Annotated in this window: 12 protein-coding genes; 7 read left to right on the forward strand and 5 right to left on the reverse strand. The window is 69.6% G+C overall.

The window, feature by feature from the left end; translation table 11 throughout:
- Positions 1-61: 61 nt before the first annotated feature.
- Together polA and H4N58_RS08145 are read left to right on the forward strand one after the other, a co-directional pair.
- Positions 62-2,761, forward strand: coding sequence for a DNA polymerase I (gene polA / locus H4N58_RS08140; protein WP_167251876.1), 2,700 nt, complete (start codon positions 62-64; stop codon positions 2,759-2,761).
- A gap of 87 nt (positions 2,762-2,848) precedes the next feature.
- Complete coding sequence (locus H4N58_RS08145; RefSeq protein WP_167251875.1) at positions 2,849-5,215, forward strand: arylsulfatase; 2,367 nt, start codon at positions 2,849-2,851, stop codon at positions 5,213-5,215.
- 7 nt (positions 5,216-5,222) lie between these two features.
- On the opposite strand, the gene H4N58_RS08150 is transcribed toward H4N58_RS08145, so the two are convergent.
- Positions 5,223-6,437, reverse strand: a complete 1,215-nt coding sequence (locus H4N58_RS08150; protein ID WP_167008541.1) for a lipopolysaccharide biosynthesis protein — start codon at positions 6,435-6,437, stop codon at positions 5,223-5,225.
- A 22-nt stretch (positions 6,438-6,459) separates the two neighbouring features.
- Between H4N58_RS08150 and H4N58_RS08155 the strand changes: the two genes are divergently transcribed.
- Entirely contained in the window at positions 6,460-8,019 is a 1,560-nt protein-coding gene (locus H4N58_RS08155) for a hypothetical protein (protein WP_167251874.1), read from the forward strand.
- A 1-nt stretch (position 8,020) separates the two neighbouring features.
- Here the strand turns inward: H4N58_RS08155 and H4N58_RS08160 are convergent, their stop codons facing one another.
- Positions 8,021-8,905, reverse strand: coding sequence for a decaprenyl-phosphate phosphoribosyltransferase (locus H4N58_RS08160; RefSeq protein ID WP_167251873.1), 885 nt, complete (start codon positions 8,903-8,905; stop codon positions 8,021-8,023).
- A gap of 315 nt (positions 8,906-9,220) precedes the next feature.
- Positions 9,221-10,345 carry a glycosyltransferase family 4 protein gene (locus tag H4N58_RS08165; RefSeq protein WP_167251872.1) on the reverse strand — a complete coding sequence of 375 codons (1,125 nt, stop codon included), beginning with the start codon at positions 10,343-10,345 and terminating at the stop codon, positions 9,221-9,223.
- An 89-nt stretch (positions 10,346-10,434) separates the two neighbouring features.
- Between H4N58_RS08165 and H4N58_RS08170 the strand changes: the two genes are divergently transcribed.
- Together H4N58_RS08170 and H4N58_RS08175 are read left to right on the forward strand one after the other, a co-directional pair.
- Positions 10,435-11,178, forward strand: coding sequence for a class I SAM-dependent methyltransferase (locus tag H4N58_RS08170; RefSeq protein WP_167251871.1), 744 nt, complete (start codon positions 10,435-10,437; stop codon positions 11,176-11,178).
- Positions 11,145-15,236, forward strand: coding sequence for an alpha-(1->3)-arabinofuranosyltransferase (locus H4N58_RS08175; protein ID WP_167251870.1), 4,092 nt, complete (start codon positions 11,145-11,147; stop codon positions 15,234-15,236). The genes H4N58_RS08170 and H4N58_RS08175 overlap by 34 nt, the downstream gene beginning before the upstream one ends.
- Here H4N58_RS08175 and H4N58_RS08180 read toward each other — a convergent pair.
- Both H4N58_RS08180 and H4N58_RS08185 read right to left on the reverse strand, forming a co-directional pair.
- A complete protein-coding gene (locus H4N58_RS08180) occupies positions 15,125-16,318 on the reverse strand; it encodes an acyltransferase (protein ID WP_167251869.1) in 1,194 nt (397 codons plus the stop codon). The genes H4N58_RS08175 and H4N58_RS08180 overlap by 112 nt on opposite strands.
- Positions 16,315-18,153, reverse strand: coding sequence for a hypothetical protein (locus tag H4N58_RS08185; RefSeq protein ID WP_167251868.1), 1,839 nt, complete (start codon positions 18,151-18,153; stop codon positions 16,315-16,317). The genes H4N58_RS08180 and H4N58_RS08185 overlap by 4 nt, the downstream gene beginning before the upstream one ends.
- Positions 18,154-18,304: 151 nt before the next feature.
- On the opposite strand from H4N58_RS08185, the gene H4N58_RS08190 reads away from it, so the two are divergent.
- Together H4N58_RS08190 and H4N58_RS08195 are read left to right on the forward strand one after the other, a co-directional pair.
- A complete protein-coding gene (locus tag H4N58_RS08190; protein ID WP_167008561.1) occupies positions 18,305-19,339 on the forward strand; it encodes a DUF3068 domain-containing protein in 1,035 nt (344 codons plus the stop codon).
- Between the two features lie 42 nt (positions 19,340-19,381).
- Entirely contained in the window at positions 19,382-20,686 is a 1,305-nt protein-coding gene (locus H4N58_RS08195; RefSeq protein ID WP_243843123.1) for a M18 family aminopeptidase, read from the forward strand.
- The last annotated feature ends 20 nt before the right edge of the window (positions 20,687-20,706 follow it).

Genomic DNA, 20,706 nt, shown 5'->3' on the forward strand with positions numbered 1-20,706 from the left:
GGCTGGCCGCCCGACGAACGGGGGCGCGATCCGCGTCGGTGGCGACCGTTAGAGTCGGTGCGTGGACTCGACCAGCACCGCTGACCCTGCTCTCGCCGACTCCGGCCGCCTCCTCCTCATCGACGGCCACTCGGTGGCCTACCGGGCCTTCTTCGCCCTCCCCGTCGAGAACTTCTCGACCACGACGGGCCAGCACACCAACGCGGTCTACGGCTTCACGTCCATGCTGATCAACGTCCTGCGCGACGAGCAGCCGACCCACCTGGCGGTCGCGTTCGACGTCTCGCGCAAGACCTTCCGGCGCGAGGAGTACGCCGAGTACAAGGCCAACCGCTCCAAGTCGCCCGACGAGTTCACCGGCCAGGTCGCCCTGATCAAGGAAGTCCTCGACGCGCTGCACGTGACCTACCTCGAGCTGGAGGGCTTCGAGGCCGACGACATCATCGGCACCCTGGCGACGCGGGCGGAGCAGGACGGCTTCGAGGTGCTCATCTGCACCGGCGACCGCGACGCGCTCCAGCTGGTCACCGACACCACGACCGTGCTCTACCCGCGCAAGGGCGTCTCTGACCTCGCACGCATGACTCCGCAGGCGGTGGAGGAGAAGTACGGCGTCGTCCCAGCGCGCTACCCGGACGTCGCCGCCCTGGTCGGCGAGACCAGCGACAACCTCCCCGGCGTCCCCGGGGTCGGCCCCAAGACCGCGGCCAAGTGGCTCGCCCAGTTCGACGGCCTCGACGGCCTGGTCCGCGATGCCGACAAGGTCACTGGCAAGGCGGGGCAGTCATTCCGCGACCACCTGGCCGACGTCATCCGCAACCGCCGCATCAACGCCCTGGTGCGCGATCTCGACCTCCCGGTCACCACCGCCGACCTCGCTCTCCAGCCGTGGGACCGCGACGCCGTCCACCAGGTCTTCGACGGCCTGGAGTTCCGGGTGCTGCGCGACCGGCTGTTCCAGACCCTCTCGACCGAGGAGCCCGAGGCCGAGGAGGGCTTCGAGGTCTCCGGCGTAGTCCTCGGTGAGGGCGAGGTCGCGGCCTGGCTTGACGAGCACGTGCCCGAGGGGGTGCCGGTCGGCGTCCGCGTCGGCGGATCCTGGGGCCGGGGGACCGGCCGCGTGGACACGCTCGCGCTCGCCACGGGCAACGACGGCGCGGCGTGGTTCGACGTGGCGACGCTGACGCCGTCGGACGAAGCCGCCGTGGCCGCGTGGCTCGCCGACGGCGCGCGGCCCAAGGTGCTCCACGACGCTAAGGGCCCGATCCTCGCCCTCCGCGCGCAGGGGTGGACGGTCGCCGGCCTCGCGAGCGACACCGCACTCGCCGCCTACCTGGCGCGGCCCGACCAGCGGTCGTACGACCTCGAGGACCTGGCCCTGCGCTACCTCCACCGCGAGCTGCGCGTCGAGGACCACGGCGACCAGCTCACCCTCGATGTCGCCGACGACGCCGCCGCGCAGGACGCGATGCTCCAGGCCGCTGCGGTCGTCGAGCTGAGCGGTGCGCTCGACGCCGAGCTCGACAAGCAGGGCGGGCGTACGCTCCTCGACACCGTCGAGCTTCCCCTCGTCAGCGTGCTGGCCGACATGGAGGAGGTCGGCGTCGCCGTCGACACCGACGCGCTCGAGACCCTCGAGGAGGAGTTCGCGACGCGCGTCCGTACGGCGGCCGACGAGGCGTACGAGGTGATCGGCAAGGAGATCAACCTGGGTTCGCCCAAGCAGCTCCAGGTCGTCCTGTTCGACGAGCTCGGCATGCCCAAGACCAAGCGCACCAAGACCGGATACACGACAGATGCCGATGCGCTCCAGCAGCTCTACGCCAAGACCGAGCACCCATTCCTCCTGCACCTCCTCGAGCACCGCGACGCGACCCGGCTGCGGGTGACGGTCGAGGGGCTCCGCAAGACGGTCGCGCCGGACGGCCGCATCCACACCACGTACAACCAGACGATCGCCGCGACCGGGCGCCTCAGCTCGGCCGACCCCAACCTCCAGAACATCCCGATCAGGACGGCCGCGGGGCGCCGCATCCGTGAGGCCTTCGTCGTCGGCACGGGCTACGACACGCTGCTCACGGCCGACTACAGTCAGATCGAAATGCGGATCATGGCCGACCTCTCCGAGGAGCAGGCGCTGATCGACGCCTTCAACTCCGGCGCCGACTTCCACACGATCACGGCGTCGCGCGTGTTCCAGGTCGAGCCCGAGGCCATCGACGTCGGGATGCGCTCACGCATCAAGGCGATGAACTACGGCCTCGCGTACGGGCTGTCCTCGTACGGGCTGAGCCAGCAGCTCGGCATCGAGACGCGCGAGGCGCAGGCGCTGATGGACGAGTACTTCACGCAGTTCGGCGGCGTGCGCGACTACCTGCGCGGCGTCGTCGACGATGCCCGTCGTACGGGCTTCACCGAGACGATCATGGGCCGTCGCCGCTATCTCCCCGACCTGGTGAGCGACAACCGTCAGCGCCGCGAGATGGCCGAGCGGATGGCGCTCAACGCCCCGATCCAGGGTTCGGCGGCCGACATCATCAAGGTCGCCATGCTCGGGGTGGACCGCGCGCTGCGCGAGGCCGACCTTCGCTCGCGGATGCTGCTGCAGGTCCACGACGAGCTCGTGCTCGAGGTGGCCGCGGACGAGAAGGACGCCGTCGAGCAGATCGTGCGCGACGAGATGGCGCGGGCCGCCGACCTCAAGGTGCCGCTCGACGTGTCGGTCGGCATCGGCCGCTCGTGGCACGAGGCGGGCCACTAGCCCGGTCTCACCCACAAGGGGTGACGGAGTCGGAGCCGTTCGGGGTCACGGTGGGTATGAGACACCCGACCCGACGGAGGTGGGCCGATGCGCCCCGACCGCCACGCGCGCTCGATGCTGCCGATCCCTGATCGCCGGCCACCAGGACTGACGACGTACGACGCCAAGGACCCGGAGACCTCGTACCCGCCGATCGAGCCGCTCCTCCCTCCCGAGGGCGCACCCAACGTGCTGGTTATCTTGCTGGACGACGTCGGTTTCGGCGCCTCGAGCGTGTTCGGGGGGCCGTGCCGTACGCCGACCGCGGAGCGACTCGCGGCCGGCGGGCTTCGCTACAACCGGTTCCACACGACGGCGTTGTGCGCGCCGACCCGGCAGGCGCTGCTGACCGGGCGCAACCACCACTCCGTCGGCATGGGCAGCATCACCGAGACCGCGACCTCGGCCCCGGGCAACAGCTCGCTGCGCCCGAACACCAAGGCGCCGTTGGCGATGACGCTCAAGCTCAACGGCTACTCGACGGCGCAGTACGGCAAGTGTCACGAGGTGCCGGTGTGGCAGTCATCGCCGCTCGGTCCGTTCGACGCGTGGCCGTCCGGTGGCGGCGGGTTCGAGACGTTCTACGGCTTCATCGGCGGCGAGAACAACCAGTGGGATCCCGCTCTGTACGACGGGACGACGCCGGTCGAGCCACCCCGTACCGCGGAGGAGGGCTACCACCTCACCGAGGACCTCGCGGACCGGGCGACCAGCTGGATGCGGCAGCAGAAGGCACTGATGCCCGACAAGCCGTTCTTCGTCTACTTCGCGCCCGGGGCGACGCATGCGCCTCACCACGTCCCGAAGGAGTGGGCCGACCGCTACGCGGGGGCGTTCGACGAGGGCTGGGACGTCCAGCGGGAGCGGACCTTCGCTCGCCAGAAGGAGCTCGGCGTGATCCCGGGGGACGCCGACCTCACTGTCCGGCACGACGAGATCACCGCGTGGGACGACATGCCGGACGAGCTGAAGCCGGTGCTCGCGCGTCAGATGGAGGTGTACGCGGGCTTCCTCGAGCACACCGACCACCAGGTCGGGCGCCTGGTCGACACGCTCGAGGAGCTCGACATCCTCGACAGCACGCTCGTCTACTACATCATCGGCGACAACGGGGCGTCCGCCGAGGGCACGATGAACGGCGCCTTCAACGAGATGGCCAACTTCAATGGGATGGCCGCGATCGAGACGCCCGAGTTCATGCTCAGCAAGAAGGACGAGCTCGGCTCGCCCGAGTCGTACAACCACTATTCCGTCGGTTGGGCGTGGGCGATGAACACGCCGTTCCAGTGGACGAAGCAGATCGCCTCCCACTGGGGCGGCACGCGCAACGGCACGATCGTCCACTGGCCGGACCAGATCGCGGACAAGGGTGGCGTCCGCTCGCAGTTCACCCACGTGATCGACATCGCGCCCACAGTCCTCGAGGCCGCCGGGCTGCCGGAGCCGACGATGGTCAACGGCGTGCTCCAGTCGCCGATGGAAGGGACGAGCATGGCGTACTCGTTCACCGACACGGAAGCAGCAGAGCGCCACGACCTGCAGTACTTCGAGATGTTCGGCAACCGCGGGATCTACCACCGCGGCTGGAGCGCCGTCACCAAGCACCGGACGCCGTGGGTCATGCTCGGCGGCAACGTTCCGCCATTCGACGACGACCTCTGGGAGCTGTATGACAGCAGCACCGACTACAGCCAGGCCCACGACCTGGCCGCTGAGAACCCTGAGCTGCTCGCCAAACTCCAGCGGCTGTGGCTGATCGAGGCCACCAAGTACGACGTGCTCCCGATGGACGACCGTCTGGCTGAGCGCATCGACCCGGCGGCGGCGGGGAGGCCGACGCTGATCCACGGCGACTCCCAGCTGTTCTTCCCTGGCATGGGGCGGCTGTCGGAGAACAGCGTCGTGAGCATCAAGAACAGGTCGTTCTCCGTTACCGCCGACGTCGAGGTCCCTGACGGCGGTGCCGAGGGCGTGATCATCGCCCAGGGTGGACGGTTCGGGGGTTGGTGCCTGTACGCGAAGGACGGCCACGCGAAGTTCGTCTACAACGTGCTCGGCATCCACGAGTTCGCGACCGTGGCGGATGCGCCGATCCCGTCCGGCCGCCATCAGGTGCGGATCGAGTTCGCGTACGACGGGGGCGGGCTCGCGAAGGGCGGCGACGTCACGCTCTTCCACGACGGCGACCAGGTCGGTTCGGGGCGGGTCGAGGCGACCCAGCCGATGGTCTTCTCGGCTGACGAGACGACGGACATCGGCTATGAGTCGGGGACGACCGTGTCGCGCGACTACACCGCGGCGAGCAGCAGGTTCACTGGGACCGTGCACTGGGTCCAGATCGACGTCGGTTCCGACGATCACGACCATTTCATCGACCCCGACGAGCGTCTGCGGGTCGCGATGGCGCGCCAGTAGGGGCGGGTCAGCCGGCGGCGCGCACCGCACGGGACTCGCGGTACGACATCGCCCACGCGGCTGCGGCCACGACCGCTGCCGTCCCGACCATCGTGACGACGACCCCCGCGACGTGCAGGGGCAGGACGAGGATGAGCGTCGCCGCGACGGCGCTCGCGATCCACAGCACCGCCACGATGCCGTGAGAGCGGCGCGCGAGGGCGTCGAAGACGAGGAGCTGGACGATTGCGAGCAGCGATCCCTCGAGGGCGAAGAGCCACAGCAGCGGCTGGACCTCGGCATACTGGTCACCGCCGACGAGGATGAGCGCGATCCCGGATAGCGCGGCCGTCACGGCCGTCGCGACGGCACCGACGACGGCGACCGCGAGGGTGGCGAGGCGGCGCGCGCGATCGGCGCGGGCGCGGGCGAGCCGGGGGAACGCGACGATGCTGACGAACTGCGGGAGGAACAGCGCCGCCTTCGTGAGGATGAGGCCGGCGCCGTACAGCCCGCTGTCATGGGGGTCGAGAGCGACGCGCGCCAGGAGCGCGTCGAGATTGCTGAGGACCAGGTAGGCGAGCATCGCGTGCGAGCCCGCCAGCACCTCCCAGACGTACGGGCGGGCGCCGCCGACGCCGCCTGCCCGCAGGAGCCTGCCGCACACGAGGATCGGGAGCCATGCGCCGACCATCACACCGGCGACCGCGGCGGTCGGCGTCGCGCTGATCAGCATCGCGGCCGTCCCGAACACGATGCGGCCGAGCCCGCTGGTCACGTACACGACCGACAGCGACGTCCAGCGGTGCTGGCCCTGGGCGATCCCCGCGAGCGCGCCCATCAGCGTGAGCGGGACGACCGCGGCGCCGCACAGCACCACGGGCCAGGCCGAGTCGAGCCGGAGGACATCGGCGATGAGCGGGCTCAGCACGGCGAGCACGCCACCCACGGCCGCGCCCATGCCGACGGAGACTGCGGTCGCTGTCGCGGCGATGCGGTCGGCCGAGCCGGGGGAGACGGCGATCCGGCGGGCGGTGGTCGTCTGCACCGCGAGGGATCCGACATTGGCGACGAGGATGACGCCGAGCAGCGCGGTGAGCGCGCCGAACGAGGCAGGGACCAAGAGGCGGGCGGCGAGCAGGGTGAACGCGTACGCGCCGACGTTCTGGACCATCATCGCGACGGCGATGCGGCCTCCGGCGCTCACTGCGGTCGAAGGGCGGCTCGGTGGGGGCGCAGACACGGACCCGATATAACCATGCGTGATGGGACGACGTCTTTTGGGGAACGCGTGGCCGTGGGTCATGGCGCTGCTGGTGTGCGCGCCGATGCTCGCCTCCGGCTACGTCCTGTCGTACGACATGGTCTTCGTCCCGAGGCTGGACATCACCCGCCCGGACGTGTGGGGACTGGGATCGGCGACCCCGCGGGCGGTCCCGTCCGACGCGGTCGTCGCGGTCGCGAACCTCGTGGTCCCCGGCTGGCTCCTCCAGAAGGTGGTCCTCGTCGGGAGCCTGGTCGCCGCCGGTGCCGGCGCGATGCGGATGCTGGGTCGGTTCGGGCTCGGCGCGCAGCTCGCAGGCACGACGTGGTTCGTCTGGAACCCGTACGTCGCCGAGCGACTCGTCATCGGGCACTGGCCGCTCCTGGTCGCGTACGCCGCGCTCCCGTGGCTCGTCGTCGCGTGTCTGGAGGTTCGTGAGGGCGGTACCCCGCGATGGTGGCGCTGGGTCGTGCCGCTCGCCGCAACCGCGCTGAGCCCGGCCTCGGGCGTGATCGGCGCGGTGCTGGCGGTGTCGGTGTGCGGGTGGCGGCGCTGTGGTCGGGTCGCCCTCGTGGCGGTGGTGGTGAACCTGCCGTGGATCGTCGCCGGGTTCGCGCACGCCGGTGCGGGCCGTAGCGACCCGGCGGGCGTCGCCGTGTTCGCGCTGCAGCCCGAGGCGGGCCTGGGCCGGCTGGGCGCGGCGCTGAGCCTCGGCGGGATCTGGAACGTCGACGTGGTTCCGGACTCTCGCGACCTCGTGACGGCGACGCTCTTCTGCCTGGTCCTGTGGACCGTGATGGCGGTCGGCGCGGTGACCGCATGGCGGGGTGGTCCGGCCCGAGAGCCCGTACGCGCGCTGGTGCCCGCCGCGGTGATCGCACTGGCCATCGCCCTGGTCGGGGCGTATGTGCCGGCGGTGCTGGAGTGGGTCGTCGAGGTCGTGCCGGGTGGCGGGCTGCTGCGTGACGGCGCGCGCTACCTCGCCCTGCTCGCGCCACTGCAGGCCGTCCTCGTCGCGGCGGGCGTGGCGGCGCTGGCGGGTCGGGTGCGTGACGGTTTCGCGCGGACCTCCGTCCTCGTGGTGGCCGTCCTGCTTCCGATCGCGGTGATGCCCGACCTGGCGTGGGGCGCCGCCGGCCGGCTCGAGGCGGTCTCGTACCCCGCCGAGTGGGACGAGGCGCGGGCGGCGATCGCCGACAGCGATGCCGAGGGCGACCTGGTCTCACTGCCGTTCGGCGCGTTCCGCGCACCGGCATGGAACGACGGCCGGGTGGTCCTCGACCCGGCCGGGCGCTACTTCCCGCGGGAGACGGTCGTCGACGACGAGCTCGTGGTCTCGGGGACGGTCGTGGGCGGCGAGGACGCGCGCGCGGCGGCGGTCCGCGAGGCACTGGCCTCCGACGATCCCGCAGCTACCCTGCGCGCGGAGGGGATCGGCCTGGTGGTCGTGGCCCTCGACGCGTTCGGAGCCGACGACCTCGACGAGCTCCAGGCGGAGCTGGAGCCGCTGTTCACCGGCGAGGAGATCGCCGTGTACGAGGTGCCGTCGGACGCGCGGTGACTCAGGCAGTGACGCCGAGGGCGAATGTCGCCAGCCAGACGAGCCCGATCGCCTGGAGCACACGGTCGCGCAGCACGATGTCCTCGGGCTCACCGGCGAGGCCGCGGTCGATGTCGACGGCGTAGCGGAGTAACCCTAGGACAAAGGGGGCGATCGAGATCGCCTGCCAGGGGAGGCCGGTGGCTGGGGAGATCTCAAAGGCCCACAGGCTGTACGCCGTGATGGTGACACCGGCGGCAAGCCCCCAGACGAAACGCAGGTAGGACTCGGAGTACAACGACAGGGACCGACGGGTGCCCGCCGCGCTGCCGAGGCTGTGCATCTCGGAATAGCGCTTCCCAGCAACCATGAAGAGAGACCCGAACGCCGCGACGAGGAGGAACCACTGCGAGAGCGCGACATCGACTGCGACGCCACCGCCCACGGCCCGGAGCAAGAATCCGGAGGCGACGACGGCAAGGTCGATGACCGCCATGTGCTTCAGCCAAAGGGCGTAGGAGATCTGCAGCACCGCGTAGATGACGAGCGTGAGGCCCAGCCGGAGGTCCAGCCACGCACCGGTGGCGATACCGAGACCGGACAGGAGAGCGGCGGCGAGGAGCGCGAGGCGCGGCGAGATCTCGCCGGCGGCGATGGGTCGAGCGGACTTGAGGGGGTGGCGGCGGTCCTCCTCGGCGTCGCAGACGTCGTTCACGAGGTAGACCGCGGCCGAGACCAGCGTGAAGGCCGCCACGGCGACGAGGACCCGCATGAGGACGCGGGGCTCAGCCAGCACGCCGGCGGCCAGCGGCGCCGTGGCCACGATGAGGTTCTTGAGCCACTGTCGCGGCCGCACCGACACGAGGAGGCTCGCTGCGGGCGACCGTCGCCGCGGGTGGGGTCTCATGGTGCGCCTCACACTAGAGGATCGGGGGGAGTGAGCTTCGGCCCCTGGCGGCCGCCCCTGGGAACTTCGTCCGTGTAGTGGCCTGATCGGCTTACCGGCTGGTACCGTGGCGGCTCTGACTTCAGGAGGGAAGATTTCCGTGGGTGGTTTCCTTGGTGGCGTGGCCGCGATCGTCGTGGGTGCTGGGCTCGGCGCAGCGACCGTCGTCGGTGTTGTCCAGTCTCAGGCTGCGTCTGACAATCCGACTCAGCCGACGTCGTCTGTCGTGAACTACGGCTCCAACAACTGACGGATCGCGCCGACACGTCATTCATCTCACCGAGAGGGCTTCGCCAGGACACTGGCGAAGCCCTCTCGCGTCTGTCCCCACGTGAACGCGCGGCTCTTGTCGAGGGCACCCTTGCCAAGGCGCTCACGCAGCGCGTCGTCGATCATCAGGTGCCGGGCTGCAGCGACGAACTCAGCCTGATCGTCCACAAGGACGCCTGACTCGCCATCGTCGACGGACTCCTGGGTACCCCCGGCCGAGCGGTAGGCGACGGTGGGTGTGCTGTGCGAGCCGGCCTCGCCCACGACCAGCCCCCACCCCTCCTTGAGCGAGGGGAGAAGCATCAGCCAGGACGACGCGTATACCTCGTGCTTGGCACGCTCGTCGACGAACCCAGTGAAAGTGACACGGTCCGCGACGCCGCGGAGCGTGGCGTACTCGCGCAGTTCCCCTTCCCACCAGCCGTCACCGACGACGGTGAGGGTCAGGTCGGGGAGCTCTGCGAGCGCTGCCACCGTGTCGATGGCGTGCTCGACCTGCTTGTGCGGGACGAGCCGGCCTACGACGCACATCGAGGGATGGCGCGAGCGCTCGGTGTCGATCGAAGGGCTGGAGTCAGTGCCGTTGTGGACGATCGAGACGCGCTCTCGATCGACGCCGAGTGCGACCAGCTCGTCCCGTGTCGCGGTCGAGACGGCGACGTAGTGCGAGCGCCGATACAGGCGCGGCGCGAGCCAGGACTCGATCCACCAGCCGACCTTGCCGACGAGACCGGGGTAGACGACGGGCCACTGTTCCCGGTGCACGTGGTGGACAACCACGAGGACCGGCTTGCGCGTGGCGAGCCGGGTGAAGAAGGGCAGGCCGTTCTGGACGTCGACGACGAGGTCGACCCGGCCGAAGCGGTGCAGGAGGAGGTTGAGGAAGGCGAAGGCGTACACGGCCATCTTGTCGCCCCGCCGAACGAAGCGGATCCCGTCGCGGACCTCGTCGCGCGGGGCTTGCGCGTGGGCGGCGCAGAACACCGTCACGCGATCTCCGCGCTCGACCAGCCCCAGGGCGACCTCCTCGACGAACCGCTCGGAGCCGCCGCCCTCGGGGTTGCGGGTGTCGCGCCAGTTGCAGATAAGCACGTGGCGTGGTCGCCGCGTCGGCTGACTCTTTGCTGCCATCGTGTGATCTCCCTCCCAGCAGCCGCCCAGGTTACCAGCGAGTCAAGGGACCCGAAATCGCCTCATGGGGCGTCGGCTATCGTCGGCGCGTGACCGCTCCCTCCCTCGACGCCCCGCGCCCGACGCTGCGCCGTTCCGTGGGACTCTTTCGAGCACACCGCATGGAGCAGAGCGATCCCGACCACTTCTACAGGATGCTGGCTGCCGACTCCGTCGCACAGTTGTCGCGATATGGAGATCTCGACGGCCGCCACGTGCTGGACGTCGGTGGCGGCCCGGGGTACTTCGCGAGCGCGTTCCGCGCCGCGGGTGCGCGCTACACCCCGCTCGACTCCGATCTCGGCGAGCTGTCCGGATTGGGCGATCCGGAGCCCGGCACCGTCATCGGTAGCGGCATGTCGCTGCCTTTCCGTGACGGTGCCTTCGACGTGACCTACTCGTCAAACGTTCTCGAGCACGTCCCCGACCCCTGGTCGATGGCAGACGAGATGATGCGCGTGACCCGGTCAGGCGGCCTGGTCTTCCTGTCGTACACGCTGTGGTTCGGGCCTTGGGGAGGGCACGAGACGGCTCCGTGGCACTACCTCGGCGGTTATCATGCCGCGGACCGCTACGCGCGCAAGCACGGGAAGCGGCCCAAGAATGACTTCGGCACCTCGCTGTTCCCGGTCACGGCAGGAGCGGGTTTGCGCTGGGCTCGTCGTCAGACCGCCGGCGACGTCCTCGAGACTATTCCGCGTTATCACCCGTGGTGGGCGTGGTGGACCCTGCGAGTGCCGGTGCTGCGGGAGGTGACGACGTGGAACCTCGCGATCGTCGTCCGGAAGCACTGACCTGGAGGTTCCGGCTTCTCGCGGTGAGCCTAGGGCTGATTGCCGTCGCGTTCGTCCAGTCGCCGGGCCGAGTTCTCACTGACACGAAGCTCGACCTCACTGTCGATCCGGCGGGCTTCCTCTCGCGGGCGCTGACACTGTGGGATCCCGTCGGCGCGTTCGGCCAGGTGCAGAACCAGGCGTACGGCTACCTGTTCCCGATGGGCCCGTTCTTCCTCCTCGGCGACGTAGTCCAGGTCGAGCCGTGGGTGATCCAGCGGCTGTGGTGGTCGCTCCTCCTGGTGACGGCCTTCCTCGGTATCGTCAAGCTTGCCGGCGCCCTGCGCATCGGCGCACCGTGGGCACGGGTCGTCGCTGGCCTGGCGTATGCGCTGTCGCCGCGGATGCTGTCGGTCATCGGCCCCAGCTCTATCGAGGTCTGGCCGATGGCGCTGGCGCCGTGGGTGCTGGTGCCCCTGGTGATTGGGATGAGGCGCCACGATCCACGGTGGATGACGGCGCTGAGCGCGCTCGCAGTCGCCCTCGTGGGCGGCGTCAATGCCGTGGCAACGTTCGCCGTGATCCCGCTCGCGGCGCTCTGGCTGCTGCTCGCGCCTGCTTCTCCGCGTCGCCGATCGATGATGTTTTGGTGGCCGTTCTTCGTCCTCCTCGGGACACTGTGGTGGCTGGTCCCGCTCTTCCTGCTGGGCGAGTACAGCCCGCCCTTCCTCGATTACATCGAGAGCGCCTCGACGACGACCTTCGCCGCGACCCTCTTCGACGCCGTGCGGGGGACCAGCAACTGGGTGCCGTATGTCGACCCGAACTCCGTAGCGGGCAACGACCTGCTGCGCTCGGTCGGACTGATCGCCAATGGTGTCGTGGTGGTCGCGCTTGGCATCGTCGGGATCGCACGCAGCACGACGCGCCACCGACGTTTCCTCCTCAGCGGTGTCCTCCTCGGTCTCGTCCTGCTCACGCTCGGGCACACCGGCACGGTCGATGGCTGGGGGGCAGACAGCATCCAGCGTGCCCTCGACGGTCTGCTCTCGCCATTGCGCAACACGCACAAGTTCGACCTCGTCGTCCGCATCCCGCTCGTCCTCGGACTCGCGGCCGCGCTCTCCGGCATGGGTGCCGCGCTGCGGCAGACCGACGGTGAGCGGGTGCTCCGCAAGGGGGTCGCCGTGCTCGGTGTGGCCGCCGTCGTCGGAGCCACCGTACCCGCGTGGACCGGCTCCCTCGCCAACCGTGGGACGTACGAGAGCGTGCCCGACTACTGGCGCGACGCGGCGAGCTGGCTGAAGGCCCACGACTCCGGACAGCGTGCGCTCGCGGTCCCTGCCTCCGCGTTCGGCGACTATCTGTGGGGACGAACGGGCGACGACGTCCTCCAGCCGCTCGCAGGCTCGCCCTGGGCGACCCGAAACGCTGTCCCATTGGCCCCTGGTGGCAACATCCGCACGCTCGACGCCATCGAACGCCGGCTCGCGTCCGGGCAGGGGTCGGCCGGCTTCGCCCGTTACCTCGAGCGCTCGGGCGTGAGGTACCTCGTGGTTCGCAACGACCTCGCGATGGGCAGCGAGCACACTCATCCCGAGCGCGTGTACGCGACGCTAGCGCAGACGCCGGGCGTCAGCTCGGTCGCGTCGTTCGGTCCCACGCTGGGCAGCACCGCCGTGGCGGTCGACGCCGAGGGTGAGGCGGTCCTCGTCAAGGGTGGCTGGCAGGCGGAGCGCCCGGCGGTCGAGATCTTCGCGGTCGGTTCCTCTGGTCGGGGGCCGGTGTCCGAGCAAGACGCAGGCAGGACCCCTGTGGTCGCGGGCGGACCTGAGTCGCTGCTGACGCTCGACGAGCTCGGCGCGCTGGGCGGTGCAGTTGTCCTCGCCGACGACGTCCTTGGTGAGGAACGGCCCGAGCACGTCGTCCTCACCGACGGGGCACGCCGTCAGGAAGCCGCATTCGGACGGGCAGAGCAGAACCGCTCGGCCTCGCTCGCCGAAGGGGAGCCCTACTCGCTCGACCGGCCGGTGCACGACTACCGGTTCAGCGCCGACGAGCGTTACGTGTCGGTGCCGCACCTGGTGGGCGCCACAAGACTGAGCGCATCGTCGTCTCAGTCCGATGCCGGGTCCCCGGGCGCGCTCGTGCCTGGCGAACAGCCATGGTCGGCGATCGACGGGGACTCGCGGACGTCTTGGCGAGCAGGGGCGGGAGACGAGGGCTCCTCCTGGATCGAAGTCGCGTTCGGGGGGCCGCTCGAGATCAACCGCCTCACTCTGACGCTGGACGAGCGAGCCGAGCGTGCACGGCGCCTGACTGTCCGTACCGACGCCGGCGAGATCGTGGTGACCGCCCAGCCCGGCGTGTCGACGACCGTCGCACTGCGCCCTGGAGCAACCCGAAGCCTTCGGGTCTCGGGTGCGGCCTCGGCGTTCGACCCGCTCGCAATCAGCGAAATCGACATTCCTGGCGTCGAGATCACCCGGCCGTTGGCAATGCCGCGCCTGCCGTCGAAGTGGGGCGCACCTAACCAGATCGTGATGGCCGTCGACCAGGCGTACCGGTCGGGATGTCTTGACGTCGAGGGCGTTACGCGGTGCATCGAGGATCGTGAGCAGTGGGGGGAGGACGGACGCGTCCTGGATCGAGAGCTGGAGATAGGTGCCGACGCCTCGTACGTCCCGCGGCTGCAGGTGGTGCCTGTGGGCGGTGCCGCCTTTGATGCGGCCGTGCAGTCCGAGAGGCTTGCGGCAGCTTCCGTGAGTTCCTACGCGGCCGAGGACCCCCGTAACAGCGCGGTGCGTACGATCGACGCGGACCCGACGACGGGGTGGGTTGCCGCCGCGGACGACCACGATCCGACGCTGACGTTGGCCTGGGTCGGCGCGCGACGGGTCGGCAGGATCACCGTCACGACCGCGCGGAGCCTTTCGGCGTCGGAGCCGCGCGAGGCGAGGCTGGTGTTCTCGGACGGCACCGAGCGAGAGGTCACCTTTGATGAGGGTGTGGCGCGCTTCGATCCCGTCCGCGCCGAATCGGTCGAGATCCACTTCTCTTCCACCGACAACCGGCAGACGATCGACGACTTCGGGGCGACGAAGCCGCTTCCTGTCGGGGTCAGTGAGGTCCGGTTGCCGTCGAGACGACCCGTCTTCCCCCAGCCGCCGCGCGCCGACAGCTCCCTCGGTCGGTGTGGGAACGGCCCTCAGGTGGAGATCGACGGCCGACATTACGAGACCCGGGTCCGCGCCTCGGGCACTGAGATGCTTTCCGCGGCCGCTCTGCCGGCAACGATCTGCGGACTTGATGAAGTCGAGCTCGCGCAGGGCGTTCACCGCGTCCGGGTTGTCGGCAACAAGATTTTTCGACCGCTCTCGCTCACGCTCGGTGACCTCGCCAGCAGCGCCGAGGCAACCGGTGTCACCCCGACGACGTGGAGTGAGACGTCACGGTCCGTGCCGCTCGACGATGATGCCGACGGCGACCGACTCGTCACGGTCGCCGAGAACGCCAATGCGGGGTGGCGTGCAGGAGCTGGCAGCACGCCGGTCCAGGTGAACGGCTGGCAGCAGGGATGGGTCGTCGACAGCGCCGAGGAGAAGCTCGCGCTCTCGTACGCCCCCGCACCGTGGTACCGCGCAGCGCTGATCATGGGCGGCCTGGCATCCATCGTCCTGCTCGGATTCACGCTGCTCCGGCGGCGTGTGGCGCTCCCCGCGGTCGGGGAGCGACGTGGACGCAGCTGGGCGCTGCTTGCCGCGGGAGGAGTAGCCGCGGGCCTGCTCGCTGGTTTCCCGGGGGTTGCCGTGGCGCTGCTGGCGTGCGTGGTGGGCGGTCTCCTGCACGAGCGCGCGGGTGAGGCGCTCGCCTGGCTCGCCGGAGCGCCAGTCGTGGTGGCTGCCGTCGGATACGTGGTGCGACCCTGGGGATCCGATACGGGGTGGGCAGGCGAGAGCGGCTGGCCTCAGCTGCTGGTAGTCGCCTCGCTCGGGCTGCTCACCTCGGCTGTCGCGGGCGGAGCCGTCCGACGGCCCAGGTTGCGCAGGCGCATCGTCGGCAGTTCGACAACGCGGTAGAGAACCTCCGACACCAGAAGGCTGATCACCAGCGTGAGCACGAAGATCTCTAAGCCGGGTGCCGCGAAGACCTCGTAGTCCCGCCAGGCGAAGACCAGGTGGAGTACGACGAGGTGGCAGCAGAAGAGGCTGTACGAGATGAAGCCCAGGTGACGCAGCGCGGGTAGTGACAGCGCTCGCTGGAACGTCGTTGACGGCGCGGCGAAGATGGCGGGGAGGATGAGCAGGGCTGCCGCCAAGGCGTACAGGACATTCTTGGCGACCGCCTCTGCCGGCGACGGCGGCTCCAGCAGGACCGGCCCGGCGATCGGCGTGCTCGCTATCAGGAGCAGCGCTGCCGCCGCGAGCCACGCCGACCACGGTGCGGTGGCGAGACGCCGTACGAGTGCCGACTGCTCGATCGCCGCGATCGCGAATGCGAGACCGACGCCAAACCAGCTGAGGTAGGCAGGCAGCCACTGGCCTGGCGACGGAAGGTCGCCGAAGAGCGAGGTCGCCGAGAGGCCGACCCAGAGCCAGCTGAGCACCGACACGGCGGCGAGGACGACAACGAGAAGTACGGGGCGCCAGCGATGACGGCAGATGGTGCGGGCAAGGACGGCCATACCGGCGGGGAGAAGGAGGTAGAACGCGACCTCGGTCGACAAGCTCCACATCTGCGTCAAGCCGGGGGTGAGCCCGTCCTCGGTGTACAGGCGTGTGAGCGTCAGACTCTCGATCCACGTCGCGGGCCCCGCGCCGTCGTTCTCCGGGAGGAGGGTGAGTGCGGCCACCACGGACACCCAGTAGACCGGGAGGATGCGCAGCGCGCGGTGCCAGAAGTACCGGCCTGTGCCGGGCATCGGAGTATGTCGAGCAAGAGCGAGGAGGTAGGGCTTGCCGAGGAGGAAGCCGGACAGCACAAAGAAGACGGCTACGCCGAAGTCCAGCCGTGCGGTCAGTGCTCCCAGGGTCCCCTCGGGGTAGAAGCCCGCCCAGAAGGCGACATGGGTTGCGACCACGGCGATGGATGCGACGGCCCGCATCGTGTCGAGAGCGGGATAGATCGTGCGGTGCTCCCGCTCGTCAGGACGGTCCTTCACGGTGACATCGCCTCCAGGGTTCCGACCGTCACCTGGTCGACGCACACGGGATGTCCGCCCGCGTCGATCGAGACCGAGTCGTAGGAGCCGACGGTCGGGAGGATGAGCGTGTGCAGGCCACGCTCCAAGTGGACACGGTACGCGTTGTCGCCCGCACTGACCGCGGCGTACCCGTCCTCGCCAGCGAGATAGCCGATAGACATCCAGAACGAGTAGTCGATCGTGCTGCCCGTCAGGGGGATCGTGACGGGAGTGTCGGCGTCGCCGAGCGCGTAGCCGCAACCGTCCACCGGACCGGGAACGGACGTGATGCCGGGGGCGACGAAGGCCTTGGCGACCTCTCCGTCGCCGTCCAGCATCATCAGGTCGTTCGCGGTCTCCGGCGTTGTGAACCGGTCTCCGAGAGGTGCGAACATCCAGGAGGGGAGGTTGTAGGGAGTGTTCACGTTCCACATGACCTCGTCGGGGACAGGGACGTCTGCGAGCGCGGGACGGTCCGCCGATTCGATCGACGCGATCGCCGTCAGACCGAAGTCCTTGACGGCGTTGCCGTCGTGCCACGGGCGAGCATAGGTGACCGAGGACCACACGGACGCGGCGACATAAGCGGCGACGGCGGCGACGAGAACGACCGGCGACGGTCGCACGGTGAGGAGAGGCTCGTCCCGCCGCGCGGAGGACTCGACGGCGTCCCTCAGCGGCATCATCGCGAGCGCGAGGACGAGCGCGAGGACGGCCGTGGCGTCGGAGAGGTAGCGGGCCTCGTTGCCGCTGATCTCGCCGAAGGACCCCGAGCGGCCGACCGCGATGATCCCGTACGACAGCGCCAGGTAGGGCACTGCGATCACGAGCGCCCTCAGCGCTCGAACACGGGTCGCGTACAGGTAGCCCCATCCGGCAACGACCACCATCCACGACACGGCCACCAGGAAGGTGGATGGTGCCGTCACCGACCGTGGCCCGTCGTTGAGGAGCTCCCACGACCATGAGAGTCCACTGAGCCCCGTGCCGAGGGTGTCGAACAGCATCGAGCGAGCCAAGGCGAGGTACTCGGTGTCGGCGATGCCCTGCCCTCGGGGCATCCGCGCGAAGTACATCGCGAGATAAGCGACGCCTAGCGCGCCGTAAGTCAACCAGCCCCAGAGGTAGCGGCGCAGGACGGTCACGAAGCGGGTGCGCAACCCGCCCTCGGAGAAGTACAGCAGCGCGATAAGTCCGAAGACCATCGGCAGCGCGATCGCCTTGACGTAGAACAGCATGCCCAGACCGGTCGCGAGGGTGGCGAGGAGGGCGTAACGGTAACGACGGGTCCGCAGATAGGTGACGTGGGCGAGCATGCCGAGGAAGAGGAAGGTGTGCAGCGGGAGCTGGTTGATCATCGCCGCGTACCACGTGAGGCTCGGGACGCTGAGCACGCTGAACAGGTAGAACGTCAGCGGGACCAGGATGAGGGGACGGTCACCGAAGAGCTTGCGGAGCATCCACCAGCAGCTCAGGCTGGCGGCCGCCTGCAGGACCACCGTCTCCAGCGCCGCGAGCCACCACGCGAAAGGGCCTCCCCAGGTGACGATCTTGACCAGGGCGAAGCTTAGCGGCATGAAATGGACGTTGTGTGGTCGCACGTACCACGAGGCGTCGTCCTCGCCGCGGGCGATGTCGGTAAGGAACTGGAAGTCGTCCTCGAAGAACCAGCTGCCGCCGACGATCCAGGCTCGGAGCAACAGCTGCCCCGCGATCAGCGCTAGTGCCAGCGCCGTGACCTTCTGGGCGCGCGACAGGTCGGCAGGGATCCAACCACGGACCGCCCGCTTCGTGTCCGCGGCGAGTGAGCTCACCGGACGAGTGTAGGTGCCGGATAAGTCACGCTGAGCAGGGAACCCAGGCGCCGAGTTGCTGGCGATGCCGAATCGTTGTAAGCCGAAGGCGTGGGTTCCCGCTACCGGCTGGTAGTGTCGCGTCCGTCTCATCGACTGTGAGGGAGTTCACGTGGGCAAGAAGACCGGGTTCGCAGCCGTCGTCATCGGCGCGTTCCTCCTGGTTCTGGCCGTCCTGGCCAAGACGTATGCGTACGACCAGTTGGCCACCGTGCCGCTCGACCAGGAGACCGAGACCGTCTCCAAGACGGCGCCGGGTGACGACGCCACCTATCTCAACGTCGGAGCCGAGGGTGGCCCCGCCATCGAGACCGGCCCGCTGGAGTCGCGCCGCTTCGTCGTCGGTCAGGTCGAGGCCAGCAAGGAGGCCAGCGACGAGCTCGACGAGGACATCGCGGTGTGGGACACCTTCTCCTTCACGGCGCCTCCGGGCACCGCTTCCGAGGACGCCCTGAGCGGCACGCGTGACCTCGTTCCGTTCGAGCGCTACTCCGGCGAGACCGTCCGGTGGACCGGTGCGAGCACCGAGACCAGCGGTGTCAAGATCGAGCCGACCGTGTTCTACGGCCAGTACTTCAAGTTCCCCTTCAACACCCAGAAGGAGGACTACGAGTTCTGGGACGGGTCCGTCAAGAAGGCGACGCCTGTCACGTACGAGGGCACCGACGAGCTTGAGGGCCTCTCGGTCTACAAGTTCGTCCAGGAGATCGAGCCGGTCAAGATCGCCGAGCTGCAGGTCCCGGGCAACCTCGTGGGCAGCACCGAGGCGACCGTGCTGGCGGACCGCATCTACGGCAACACCCGCACCCTCTGGGTCGAGCCGGAGACCGGCGTCATCATCAAGGGCCAGGAGGCGCAGCTCGCGACGCTCGAGGTCGACGGCGAGACCAAGGCGACGATCACCGACGCCAAGCTCGGCTACGACGACGAGACGGTCAAGGCGACGGTCGACGACTACGCCACCAAGGCCTCGCTGCTCAAGATGATCCGCGTCTGGATCCCCTTGATCGGCGGCATCCTCGGTGTGGTGCTCGTCCTCGGTGGAGCCGTGATCCTGCTCCGCGGCCGCAATGGCGGCGACGACACCCCGAAGCACGCGTCGTCCGACTCCGACGCGCCAGCCGACACCGCGAGCGCGAAGGTGTGATCGTCTGACGTCCTCGTGGTTGGGCTGACTACGATGACGTCGATGTCTTCCGAGAGCACGACCCCCAGCCCACTCGACGAGCGCGCACAGGACCTGTGCGCGCTCGTCGACGCTTCTCCGTCGCCCTTCCACCTGTGCGAGGAGGTCGCCGGCAGGCTCGTGGCCGCCGGATTCGCTCTGGTCCGCGAGACCGACGCCTGGCCGATCGCCCTGGGCCGCTACTACCTCGTGCGCGGGGGTTCGCTCGTCGCCTGGTCGACCGAGTCGGCGCAGGGCCCGCAGTCGGCGTTCCGGATCGTCGGAGGGCACACCGACTCGCCGAACCTGCGTCTCAAGCAGCACCCCGACCGGACGAGCGCGGGGTGGGAGACGGTGGCGCTGCAGCCGTACGGAGGACCGCTGCTCAACTCGTGGCTCGACCGCGAGCTGGGGCTGTCCGGTCGCGTGACCGTACGGACAGGGGCTGGCGTCGAGCAGCGGCTCGTCCGCATCGATGACCCGGTCCTCACCGTGCCGCAGCTGGCGATCCACCTGGCGGAGGACCGCAAGGGCGTCGAGCTCAACCCCCAGCGCCACCTCGACGCCTTGTACGGCGTGGGGGAGGGGGCCGGCGTCCTGTCCGACGTCGCGGTCGCGCTCGACGTCGACGTCGACGCCCTGCTCGGCTGGGAGCTCATGGTCCACGACCTCGTGCCGAGCCGAGTGTTCGGGCGCAACGGCGACCTGCTGGCCGCGCCGCGCCTGGACAACCAGACGACGTGCTGGGCGGGCACGACCGCGTTGCTCGATGCCGTCGAGCGCGCGACCGATGGGATCGTCCCGCTGCTGGTGCTGTTCGACCACGAGGAGGTCGGGTCGACCTCCGACCGCGGCGCCGAGTCAGACCTTCTCGTGACGGCGATCGAGCGGATCGTCCTCGCTGCCGGCGGCACCCGCGACGACTACCACCGGGCGGTGGCGGCCTCGCTCGTCGCGTCGGGCGACATGGCGCACGCGACGCACCCGAACTATGCCGACCGGCACGAGCCGCACCACCAGATCGTGCCCAACGGCGGGCCCGTCCTCAAGGTTCACCCCAACCTCCGCTATGCGACGGACGCGACCGGCGCCGCGGCGTTCGCCCTGGCCTGCGCCCAGGCCGGCGTGCCGATGCAGCGCTACGAGCACCGCGCCGACCTGCCCTGCGGGTCGACGGTCGGACCGATGACGGCCGCTCGCACGGGCATCCCGACCGTCGATGTGGGGGCTCCGCAGCTGGCGATGCACGCGGCGCGAGAGCTGATGGGAGCCGCTGATCCGGGGATGTACGCGGACGCGCTGGCGGCGTTCCTTGCACCCGTGCGATGACCCCGCCAGCGGGGTGTGGT

The organism is Mumia sp. ZJ1417, from assembly GCF_014127285.1.
Taxonomy (GTDB): domain Bacteria; phylum Actinomycetota; class Actinomycetes; order Propionibacteriales; family Nocardioidaceae; genus Mumia.

Bases quoted from the DNA above. Each gene is read 5' to 3' on its own strand.
- H4N58_RS08195 (WP_243843123.1), top strand. From the start codon at position 19,382: ATGTCTTCCGAGAGCACGACCCCCAGCCCACTCGACGAGCGCGCACAG.
- H4N58_RS08160 (WP_167251873.1), bottom strand. From the start codon at position 8,905: ATGAGACCCCACCCGCGGCGACGGTCGCCCGCAGCGAGCCTCCTCGTG.
- H4N58_RS08145 (WP_167251875.1), top strand. From the start codon at position 2,849: ATGCGCCCCGACCGCCACGCGCGCTCGATGCTGCCGATCCCTGATCGC.
- H4N58_RS08155 (WP_167251874.1), top strand. From the start codon at position 6,460: ATGGGACGACGTCTTTTGGGGAACGCGTGGCCGTGGGTCATGGCGCTG.
- H4N58_RS08165 (WP_167251872.1), bottom strand. From the start codon at position 10,345: ATGGCAGCAAAGAGTCAGCCGACGCGGCGACCACGCCACGTGCTTATC.